This window comes from Streptomyces sp. NPDC054813 (assembly GCF_053611365.1).
The window spans coordinates 355,401-364,536 of sequence record NZ_JBSHAF010000006.1; the positions used below are offsets into that span (position 1 = coordinate 355,401).

Genomic DNA, 9,136 nt, shown 5'->3' on the forward strand with positions numbered 1-9,136 from the left:
AGGACCGTGGGCAGCGCACACCGAATGCAGTCGTGAGGAACCGGGCAGGGCACTGCACTTGCGGACTCCAGGTGGGGCCGGAGGTCTCTTGGTCCTCACGACGATATCCGCGGGACATGGACGACCCTGGGTACCGACCTGGTGGGCCGGGGGCGACCGGACGGACCGGTCTGCCTGTTCTGAGGCGAAATACCCAGCCGCGTTGCGCACTTGAGCACTGCGGCAAACTTCACTCGTCCGTGTTGCGGATACGGTCGCTTCGGGGAACCGCTGGGAGACAAGCGAGAGGCAGACCATGAGGCGCTGGCGGGACGGGCGAGGAAGGCTGGTCATCCATGGCAGCGAGGAACCGGTCAGCGTCCCGCTGGAGATCGCCACGTCCTATCGCGCCCGCGCGAAAGGCCTGTTGGGACGGGATGGGCTCGACGGTGCGATCCTGCTGTCCCCCGCCAACAGCATCCACACGTTCCGGATGCGGATGCCGATCGACGTCGCCTATCTGGACCGGCGTCTGACCGTCATCGCCGTACGCACCATGCCGCCGGGGCGCCTCGGCCTGCCGCGTCTCCGGTCCCGGCATGTGCTGGAGGCGGAGGCCGGGGCCATGGCGGGGTGGGGTGTGGAGGTGGGAGCACGGGTGAGCGTCGAAGTGGAGTAGCCGCTCACTCGGCGCGGACCGCCCTCTCCAGCAGGCCCGGGTTCACGCCTGCGCCTCCCCCGTCACTCATTGTGATGACAGGCGTCGATTTCGCCGGTTACGGTGGACAGGCAGGCCGAGAATCCCGCCCATGGGAGGAATCATGGCCGCCGAGCCCCTCGCCGAGCCGAACGCCGTGCCCGACGGCCGCCGGCCGGTGCCGCCCCGGGACGGATACACCGTGGACGACCTGTTCACGTTGCCCGACCTCCCGCCGCACACCGAGCTGATCGACGGGAGCCTGGTCTTCGTGATCCCGCAGCCGAATTTCCACAGCACCATGATCGACCTTCTGGTGGTCGGCCTGCGCCGGACCGTACCCAAGGCGTTCAAGGTTCGCCGTGAGATGACCGTCGTCCTGGACCGCCGCAACGGCCCCGAACCCGACGTGTCCGTAGTCCGCGCCGACGCTGTCACCGGGCTGGAGCAGACTCGGTTCAAGGCCGCCGACGTCCTGCTCGCCGTCGAGGTCGTCTCGCCGGACTCCGAGGTCCGCGACCGCGACACCAAGCCGCACAAGTACGCCGCGGCAGGCATCCCGCTCTTCTGGCTGGTCGAGACGACGGGTGCGGGCAGGCATCCGGTCGTACGGGCCTATGAACTCGATCCCGTGACCAGGGCATACGCCCTGGCCGGCACCTACCAGGAGCAGCTCAAGGTCGGTGACCCGTTCGACATCGACGTCGACATCTCCTTGGACGCGCTCCAGGAACTGTGACCGCGCCCCGCGGCCGGGACACCGCCGCCACTCAGCCCCCCGTCCTCGGGAACGTCACCTCCACGCGGCGGTTCTTCTTGCGGCCCTCCTCCGTGGAGTTGTCGGCGATCGGGTACTGCTCGCCGTAGCCGCGGACGTCGAAGGTGATGTTCGGGTCGTTCAGGTCCTGGTCGAGGACGCCCTGTACGGCGTTGGCGCGCTGGCGGGAGAGGACGTCTCCGTGGGCCGAGGAGCCCAGGTTGTCCGTGAAACCGAAGACGCGGACCTGGGTCGCGTTCTGCTTCCTGATCTCCTCCGCGATCGTGTCGATCCGCGCCTTCGCCGCCGCGCTCAGCTTCGAGCTGTCCTTGCTGAACAGCACCTCGGCCTGGAGGGCGAACGTCACGTCCGCGTTGGTGTCCTCACGGCGCTCGTCACCGCTCTGGTCCTCCACGACCGACTTGATGTCCAGAACCTTGGGATCGGCGAGGGTGGCGCCTTCGGGGAGCTTGAGGTCGGGGTCCGTGGGGTCGATCTTCACGGGCGCGGTGGCGGAGGGCTCGGTGCCCGGGGGGACGCTCGGGTCGCCGCCGTCGGCACGGGCGACTGTCGCGCCGTAGAGATTCGTGACCAGCAGGAGCGTCGCGGCGCCCAGGGTCAGCGGGAGGCGTGGTGTGGTCACGTCGGCCTCACCCGGAGATCTGGATCGTGCCGCTGGCGAAGGTGGGGAGCTGGAGGGTGACCTCTGTGGTGTCGGTGGGTGGGGCGGGGAACTGCATGAAGACCGCGAGTGTCTGTCCTCCCTTCAGTGTCGAGAAGCCGGTCGTGGTCAGGGGTCGGCCGTCCGTGTCCCGCAGCACGTAGTACCGCTTCTTCCCCTTGGAGTCGACGAGCGTGGCGCCGCCCAGCGACCGGCCGTTCCTGATGATCTCCGTCTCGTTGCCGCTGAGGGCGGACGGAATGACGACGGTCTGGGCGCCGTCGTTCTTCAGGACGCCGTTCACCGTGACGAATCCACCGGAATCGCGTTGTGCGGAGCTGATCTGGAGAAGGAGACCGTTGGACCCCTGCAACTCCGCGATGGGAGTGGACGACTGACCCTCCTGGGTGCTCGGGTCGGCCTGGCCGCTCCTGGCCGCCGAGGCCTGCGGCGTCTTCCCGTCGTCGCCTCCCCCGCCGCTGCCACATGCGGCCGCGCCCAGGGCCAGACCGGCCGCGGCGATCAGAGCGACCATCCCCCTGCGGGCCTGCGTGGTGAACCGAACGCTCATCGCTCCGCTTCCTTCATCACTCGTCGATTCGATTGTCAGTCGGCCAGATGGACGTCGAAGAGGTCCTCGGGTTTCGGGAGATCCGTGAGGTGGTGCGGGTCCAGGTCCCAGACACCACGGCCGCGGCAGGTGAGTTCGGGCAGCGGCCGGTCGTCGCCCGAGGAGGGGCTCGCGGTGGGGTCCGGGGAAGGGGTTGGAGACGGGTCCGGGGCGGGGAACGTGCAGAGCGACTCGATCACGGCTGTGGCCCGCGCCCTCGACTTGACGTTCTCCGTGCCGGGTACGACGGAGTCCCCTACCGATTTGTTGGTCCGGGCCTCGACCTCATAGCTCAGCGGACCTTCCGCGTGGCACTGCAGACGGGTGGCGTCGTTCTGTGACAGGAGTTGGTCGGCGCGCCAGCACGAGTCAGAGACCAGGACATCGCCCTGGAAGACGTCCTGCCACTTGGTCGGGTCGAGAACGTCCAGCAGCCACTGGTCCGCGAGTTGCTTACGGGTGTCGAGGGCCGCCGCGAGAGCCGCCGAGTCGGCGGCCGTCTGGGCGCCGTTGCGATTCACCGCGGCCTGGCCGACCGCCAGGTAGGCGAGCGCGAGGAAGAGCAGACCCGCCACCACCGTGATGTAGATGGGAAAGGCCTGCCCTGCGTCTCGGTAACTGCGCGCGTCCGTCAGCCAGTGACCTCGGCGATCTTCGAGGTGATCGCGTCGTAGATCGTCTGACCGATACTCGTACCCGTGATCGCCAGCACGATCGCCACCACCACCGCGATGATCCCCAGGTACTCGACCGCGGTCTGCCCCCGGTCGTCGGCGCGGCGCTGCAGCGCGACAAGCATCCTCAGCATCCGGTCGCTCATGGTGCTCCCCTCCGGGTTCGGTTCCGATCGTTGCAACGTACGGCGGAACATACCCATCCGCGGAGGGTCCCAGGACCCAAATCCGGACCCAGTTCATCCTGTTCAGCCTCATGACACCCCCAGCCACTTGGCCGTCGCCTGGGCGCGGGTGGCAGCGTGGAGCTTGGCGAAGATGCGGTTGATGTGGTTCTTGACCGTCTTCTCGCTGATGAAGCAGACGGCGGCGATCTGCTGGTTGTTCATGCCGGACGCGATGAGGTCCATGATCTCCGCCTCCCTGCCGCTCAGTTGAAAACGGGACCTCGATGACTGTCCCACAGTTGATTGCAGTTGCGAAAGCCCTTTGGGTGGAAAATGTGTTGGGAGAGCGCGTAGTTCGGGTTTTGCGTGTGCAGTTGCATGGCCTCTGATATGGGCCAGCAACGCGTTCGTGGCCGTCGGTGTGAAGTGGGGCCGGCCGCCGCCGACGTCCCGTACCGCCTGCGTCAGCTGTGCTGTCGTGAACTCGCCGTGGACCAGGTAGCCGCCGGCGCCCAGGCGTACGGCCTCCTGCACGATCTCCGTCTCGTCGCTGTACGTCAGCATCATGACCGGGGCCAGGCGCACCAGGTGCGGCAGCGCCGACATGCCGTCGACCCCGGGCATGCGGACGTCGAGGAGGATGACGTCGGGGTGAAGGCGCAACGCCGCCTCGTAGGCCGCGCGGCCGTCGTCGGCCTCGGCGACGACCGTCAGGCCGTCCGCGGCACAGAGGACGGCCGTCAGGCCCGCGCGGATCACCGGGTTGTCGTCGGCCACCAGAACGCGCAGGGGCGGGGGCGGTGGCTCTTCGCGCTCCGTGAAGGGGTGCTGCGGCATCGGGGGGCCTCCTCTCGTCTCCGTCATGTCAGTGGCACCTCGACGCGGACCTCGGTGCCCTTGTCGGTGGTCAACCGGAGGCGCGCGCCCATCGACGCGGCCCGTTCCGTCATGCCGAGGAGGCCGAAGTGGCCGGAGCGGCGCAGGTCTTCGAGGGTTGCGTCCGGGGGCAGGCCCCGGCCGTCGTCCTGGATGGTCACCACCAGGTGGGTGGGCGTGGTCCGAGCCCGTACGTCGACCCTCGTCGCGCGCGCGTGGCGGTACGCGTTCTCCAGGGCCTCCGCCGTGATGCTCAGCAGCCGGCGGCTCGCGGCGGGGGCGAGGGGGAAGGGGGTGGCCGGGCCGTCGTACGTGGTGGGGAGGGACGTGCGGGTGGTGAAGTCCCCTGCCAGGGACTCCAGTTCCGCCAGTACGTCCGACGGCTCGGCGTCCGTCGCGGTCCGCAGGTCCGTCAGGAGGTCCCGGGACTCCTCCGCCGCCTTGCGGGCCGCGTTCGCCACCAGTTCCGCCTGCTGTCTGATCAGCGTCGGGTCCAGGCGGTCCGGGGACGCGGCCGCCGACTCCGCCAGGCCGTCGGCGATCAGTGCGACGCCGTAGAGGGTCTTGGTCACCGAGTCGTGCATCTCGCGGGCCAGGCGGGCGCGTTCGGCGCTCACCGCCTCCGTCGCCGCCAGGCGGGCGCGGGTCTCGGTGAGGGCCTCGGTGGCGGTGCCGAAGCGGAGCATCAGGGTGCGCAGGGTGGAGCCCATCGCGCCGGTGATCACGCACAGGCCGGGCAGCAGGAGGGAGTCCGCCACGCCGGTGTGGTGCTCCAGCGTCTCCTCCACGACCAGGAGGATCAGCGACTGGAGAGAGGCGAAGACCGCCGCTCCGCGCCAGCTGTAGAGGAGGCCGGCGACGAGCGGGGTGCAGACGCTGACGTAGGCCAGGGTGGTGTCGGGGCCGGCCGAGATCAGCAGGAAGGAACCGAAGAGGGTGTCGGCGGCCAGCAGGGTGGGGTGGCGCAGGAGAAGCGGGCCGAAGCGCTGCCAGTCGCGGAAGAGGACGTACGAGATCATGAAGGTGACGACCACCGCCGAGCCGACCAGGCGGGTGCCCAGGCCGGGGGTGGCGTTGAGGAGAGCCGCGGGGGCCGCCACGGCGATCATCGCCAGACGGAAGCCGAAGACCTGGCGGCCCATCGCCCGCAGGGCCCGGATCTCGACCTTCCCGTCGTCCTCCCGTGCCGCCATCACCATCACCCGCCCTCCCTCGGCTACTTCCCCGTGACCGACCCGAAGTCGACCCCGGAGCCCAGCAGCAGGCCGGCGGCCAGCAGGAGCATCGTGGCCGGGACCATGAACGTGGTGATCATCAGCGTGGCCCTCGGCACCGCCCGGGCCGCCTTGCGGCGGGCGTTCTGGGCGTCCGTACGGCGCATGTCCTTGGCCAGGGCGACCAGGGTGTCGACGATCGGCGCGCCCAGTTCCTCGCCCTGCTGGAGCGCCGTGACGAACATCGCCACCTGTTCGGAGTCGTTGCGGCGGCGGAGTTCCGCGAAGGCCTGGCGGCGGCTCATGCCCAGGTCCAGCTGGCGGAGCGTGATGCGGAGTTCGTCCGCCCAGGGGCCCTCGTAGTGCGAGGCGACCCGGTCCAGGGCCTGCCGGAAACCGAGGCCGGCGCTCACCACCACCGCGAGGACGTCCAGGAAGTCGGGCAGGGTGCGTTCGATGACGTCCTTGCGGACACGGATCGCCGACCAGATGCCGACCTCCGTCCAGAACGCGCCGAAGAGGAGGAGGACAACGGCCATCAGCCATTGCCCCCTCAGCAAGAAGGCCAGGAAGCCGACGCCGCCGAGTGCGCCGTAGACCGCCCGGCGGGCCGCGTACCGGTCGATCGTCAGACCACCGGGGTTGCCCGCCAGGTCGATCTTGCGGCGGTACTTGGCGACCAGGCGCGGGCCCATCAGACGCAGGACGGCGGGGGCGTAGCGCATGCCCATGCGGTCGATGAGGGAGTTGGCGGCGCCGGTGCGGGTGGCGCCCACCTCCAGGGCGATCGCCAGGTCGGAGGGGAGTTTCGCGTCGGCGCGGTACATGCGGATGCCCGCGAAGACACCCCAGACGCCGAGGGCCATGAGAAGGGCCAGGAGTAGTGCCATGGTCACAGCCCCCTATACGTCGATGCGGCTGAGGCGGCGGATGAGGACGAAGCCGATGACGTAGAGGCCGAAGGCGATGAGCACGGCCGCCTGGCCCAGGGTGGTGCCCGTCATGCGGTCCAGCGTGTCGCCCTTGACCCCGTTCATCAGGAACAGGGCGCCGATGCCGAGCACCGGGACGGCGTACGACGTCATCGTCACCTGGGAGAGCTGGGTGCGGACCTCGCGGCGGGTCTCCTTGCGCTCCTCCAGGGTCTCGGTCAGGTTGCGCAGGGCGGAGACGACCTGGCCGCCCGCCCTGTTGGACAGGACGAGCGTCGTGACCAGGACGACCAGCTCGCGGGACGGGAGCCGGTCGGTCAGTTCACCCAGCGCGTCGTCCATGGAGTGACCGATCGCCAACTGGTCGGCCACCTTACCGAGTTCCTCACCGGCCGGGGCCTCCAGCTCCTCCGCCGCCATGCCGATCGCGGTGCGCAGGGCGAGACCTGCGTGGGTGGCGTTGGCCAGGATGCGGGCCAGTTCGGGGAGTTGGCCGATGAACCGCTCGATGCGTTTCTGGCGCTGCCAGTTGAGGAACTGCACGGCGGCGAAGACCCCGAGGAGACCGGCGATCGGCCCGAAGAAGGGGGCCAGGGCGGCCTGGCCGATGAGCCAGAGGGCCACGACGGCGGCGAGCATGTAGACGAAGAACTCGCCGGGCGTCACATCCAGGCCCGTTGCCGCCAGCCGGAGTTCCAGCCGCCTGCCGATCCCCGTGCCGCGCAGCCGCCGGTCGAGGTTGCGGAAGCGGCGCCGGCGGCCGGTGAGCGGGACCTGGCCGGTGTAGGAGAGGCGGTCCACGAGGGCGGCGCGCTGGGCCCGGCCGGAGGCGTAGGTGTGCAGGCCCACCACGGCCAGCAGGCAGGTCAGCAGGGTGACGCCGGTGGTGAGGGTGACGAGGTCATGGAGGGTCATGGCCTACCTCGCTTCTCGGGTGGTGAGCTGGTCGAAGTGCTGGGCCACGCCGAAGGCCTGCGGGATCGGCTGGCTCGCCATGTAGAGGCGGTCGGCGGTACGGCGCGGGAGCGGGAAGTACTGGAAGGCGCCGTGGACATGGCCGTCGTGGGTCATGGGCCGGGCGTCGAAGCGGGCCACCGTCGCCAGCCGGTACGGCTCGCTGCCGTGGCTGTCCAGCACCGTGATCTCGGTGATCCGGCGGGCGCCGTCCGCGAACCGGGTCAGCTGGACGATGACCTCGACCGCGCTGTTGATCTGGTCGTGCAGGGCGACGAAGGGGACTTCGACGTCCGACATGGAGGCCAGGGTCTGGAGCCGGGTCAGGGCGTCCTCGGCGCTGTTGGCGTGGACGGTCGCGAGCGAGCCGTCGTGGCCGGTGGACATGGCCTGGAGCATGTCCAGGGACTCGCCGCCGCGGACCTCGCCGACCACGATCCGGTCGGGGCGCATCCGCAGCGAGTTGCGGACCAGGTCGCGGATGCTGACCTGGCCCTTGCCCTCGACGTTCGCCGGGCGGGACTCCAGTCGGACCACGTGCGACTGCTGGAGCTGGAGTTCGGCGGAGTCCTCGATGGTGATGATGCGTTCGTGCGCCGGGATCAGCCCGGAGAGTGCGTTCAGCAGGGTGGTCTTCCCGGTGCCGGTGGCGCCGGAGACGATGATGTTGAACTTCGCCTGCACCAGGCCCGCCAGCAGGAACACCATGGGCTCGTCGAGCGAGCCGAAGCCGATCAGCTCCTGGAGGGTGAAGGAGCGCGGGAAGCGGCGGATGGTGAGGATGGGGCCGGTCAGGGAGAGCGGCGGGATGATCACGTTGACGCGTTCGCCGGAGGGGAGCCGGGCGTCGACCATCGGATTCGACTCGTCCACCCGGCGGTTGACCGTCGACACGATCCGCTCGATGGTCTGCATCAGCTGGTCCGCGGACGCGAACCGCAGCGGCAGCTGCTCGACCCGGCCGCCGCGCTCGACGAAGATCGCGTCGGGGCCGTTCACCATGATCTCCGTGATCGACACGTCTTCGAGCAGCGGCTCCAGGATGCCGAGGCCGAGGGCCTCGTCGACGACCCGGCGGATCAGCTGGGAGCGCTCGACGGTCGACAGCACCGGGCCCTCGCGGCTGATGATGTGACCGAGGACGCGTTCCAGGCGTGCCCGGCGCTCGGCGGCGGCCAGCGCGCTCATCTCCGCGAGGTCGATCTCCTCCAGGAGCTTGGCCCGGTAGGAGGAGACCAGATGGCCGTCCTCGCCCCGGCTGCCGTGCTCCTCGGGGGAGTTGATACGTGCCCGCAGGCTCATGTTGCCGTGCTCCTCGTTCAGTGGTCGACGGGCATCGTGGCGGACTTGGTGGCGTTGCCCAGCTCCCAGACGATCTTCGGGATGTGGACGGTGGCGGTCACGGTGACCGAGTCGCCGCCGCCGGAGGACGCGCAGCTCACGTCGATCCCGCCGCTGACCGCGGCGGCGCAGGCCGCGCCGACGTCTTCGCTCAGCGAGGCGGCCCGGGCCCCGGCCCGGGCCGCCGTCCCGCCCTGCACGCCGGCGGGGGGGACGGCGCCCAGGTGGATGCCGGGCAGACCGCCGTTGAGCAGGACCGGGGTGAACCCGAGGG

General features: G+C 69.8%; 12 protein-coding genes. 2 read left to right on the forward strand and 10 right to left on the reverse strand.

The window, feature by feature from the left end:
* Positions 1-295: 295 nt before the first annotated feature.
* Complete coding sequence (locus ACWGJB_RS14835; RefSeq protein WP_453380542.1) at positions 296-658, forward strand: DUF192 domain-containing protein; 363 nt, start codon at positions 296-298, stop codon at positions 656-658.
* Between the two features lie 142 nt (positions 659-800).
* Positions 801-1,415 (forward strand): Uma2 family endonuclease, encoded by a 615-nt coding sequence (locus ACWGJB_RS14840; protein ID WP_453380543.1) that lies wholly within the window; start codon positions 801-803, stop codon positions 1,413-1,415.
* A 31-nt stretch (positions 1,416-1,446) separates the two neighbouring features.
* On the opposite strand, the gene ACWGJB_RS14845 is transcribed toward ACWGJB_RS14840, so the two are convergent.
* The 10 genes from ACWGJB_RS14845 to ACWGJB_RS14890 form a co-directional block, all read right to left on the reverse strand.
* Positions 1,447-2,076 carry an OmpA family protein gene (locus ACWGJB_RS14845; RefSeq protein WP_453380544.1) on the reverse strand — a complete coding sequence of 210 codons (630 nt, stop codon included), beginning with the start codon at positions 2,074-2,076 and terminating at the stop codon, positions 1,447-1,449.
* Between the two features lie 7 nt (positions 2,077-2,083).
* Positions 2,084-2,665 carry a hypothetical protein gene (locus ACWGJB_RS14850; protein WP_453380545.1) on the reverse strand — a complete coding sequence of 194 codons (582 nt, stop codon included), beginning with the start codon at positions 2,663-2,665 and terminating at the stop codon, positions 2,084-2,086.
* Positions 2,666-2,700: 35 nt separating this feature from the next.
* Entirely contained in the window at positions 2,701-3,339 is a 639-nt protein-coding gene (locus tag ACWGJB_RS14855; protein ID WP_453380666.1) for a pilus assembly protein TadG-related protein, read from the reverse strand.
* Positions 3,336-3,524, reverse strand: a complete 189-nt coding sequence (locus ACWGJB_RS14860; RefSeq protein ID WP_362172351.1) for a Flp family type IVb pilin — start codon at positions 3,522-3,524, stop codon at positions 3,336-3,338. The genes ACWGJB_RS14855 and ACWGJB_RS14860 overlap by 4 nt, the downstream gene beginning before the upstream one ends.
* Positions 3,525-3,632: 108 nt before the next feature.
* A complete protein-coding gene (locus ACWGJB_RS14865; RefSeq protein ID WP_453380546.1) occupies positions 3,633-4,382 on the reverse strand; it encodes a response regulator in 750 nt (249 codons plus the stop codon).
* Positions 4,383-4,405: 23 nt separating this feature from the next.
* Complete coding sequence (locus ACWGJB_RS14870) at positions 4,406-5,614, reverse strand: sensor histidine kinase (RefSeq protein WP_453380667.1); 1,209 nt, start codon at positions 5,612-5,614, stop codon at positions 4,406-4,408.
* A gap of 23 nt (positions 5,615-5,637) precedes the next feature.
* Positions 5,638-6,525 carry a DUF5936 domain-containing protein gene (locus tag ACWGJB_RS14875; protein ID WP_453380547.1) on the reverse strand — a complete coding sequence of 296 codons (888 nt, stop codon included), beginning with the start codon at positions 6,523-6,525 and terminating at the stop codon, positions 5,638-5,640.
* A gap of 12 nt (positions 6,526-6,537) precedes the next feature.
* Positions 6,538-7,482: a type II secretion system F family protein gene (locus tag ACWGJB_RS14880; protein WP_453380548.1), complete on the reverse strand. Its 945-nt coding sequence runs from the start codon at positions 7,480-7,482 to the stop codon at positions 6,538-6,540.
* A 3-nt stretch (positions 7,483-7,485) separates the two neighbouring features.
* Positions 7,486-8,823: a CpaF family protein gene (locus tag ACWGJB_RS14885; RefSeq protein WP_453380549.1), complete on the reverse strand. Its 1,338-nt coding sequence runs from the start codon at positions 8,821-8,823 to the stop codon at positions 7,486-7,488.
* 17 nt (positions 8,824-8,840) lie between these two features.
* Positions 8,841-9,116: a pilus assembly protein gene (locus ACWGJB_RS14890; RefSeq protein WP_453380668.1), complete on the reverse strand. Its 276-nt coding sequence runs from the start codon at positions 9,114-9,116 to the stop codon at positions 8,841-8,843.
* Positions 9,117-9,136: the final 20 nt, after the last annotated feature.